At 26.3% G+C, this 874-nt stretch carries 2 protein-coding genes; both read right to left on the bottom strand.

The annotated features are described in order from the left end of the window. Positions 1-31: 31 nt before the first annotated feature. Positions 32-460, bottom strand: coding sequence for a thermonuclease family protein (locus tag GBG18_RS14995; RefSeq protein ID WP_226896515.1), 429 nt, complete (start codon positions 458-460; stop codon positions 32-34). 171 nt (positions 461-631) lie between these two features. Further along, the coding region (locus GBG18_RS15000) for a winged helix-turn-helix domain-containing protein (RefSeq protein WP_193311187.1) at positions 632-874 on the bottom strand (243 nt) is incomplete at its 5' end.

Here is an 874-nt window from a genome sequence, read left to right on the forward strand (position 1 = left end):
AGATTAAATAATTCATTATTATTCTCTAATCCTATTTACACCAATTTTTAGATTTCTTACCACCAAAATAAGGTACTGCAAGATCATTTCTAATTAGTTCAGTAGCAAGACTCTTATTATCATTTGAATGTAGTTCTGCAACTATTCTAAAATACTTATCTTTCTTCATATTCTTTAGTTCCAGGACTTTAGCATTTCTAATAAAGTTTACTGTAAATTGCTTTGCTTTTCTTGCAAGTAGCCTTTCTTGTGTACACTTGGCTTTAATTTCAGGAGTATCTACATTAGCAAGTCTTATAGCCATTTTATGACCTATGATTTTTGGATAGCCTTTTATATTAACTCGGAAGGTATCCCCATCATAAATAGAAGTTACTTCTTCTATGAGTGCATTTCCGTAATTAGTTTTTGCATATGCTAAATTGATTAGTAGCATTGTGATTAGTATATTTTTCATCATGTGAAATTATATCATCATAGCTTGAAAATTTATACTGTAATGATTGATTTATAGGTTTTACTGTTGAAACTTTATTAGATATAATTTATAAATGTATTCCACTAAGTATCATTCATAGATATTCAAAATAAAGTAGTATGAAATAGATAAAAGATCTAAAGATTATTGTATTTAGATATTTATTGAATAGCCCAAGTTTGAATGATTTTTTATCAATGTATAATAAGTCTTTTTTCTGATGTTTTTTATCATATTCCTAAAAGCGAATATTGAAACATCTTCTCTTTTCCAAGCTCTTAATGATAACTTTTCTACTGGAACTATATCTCCATAATTTTCAATTAATGTAAGTAGCAATTCTTTTTCTATTCTTGTAAATTTTATTTCATCATTATCTTGATTAAAGAACTTCCC

This window comes from Poseidonibacter ostreae (genome assembly GCF_009208075.1).
In the GTDB taxonomy this organism is placed as follows: domain Bacteria; phylum Campylobacterota; class Campylobacteria; order Campylobacterales; family Arcobacteraceae; genus Poseidonibacter; species Poseidonibacter ostreae.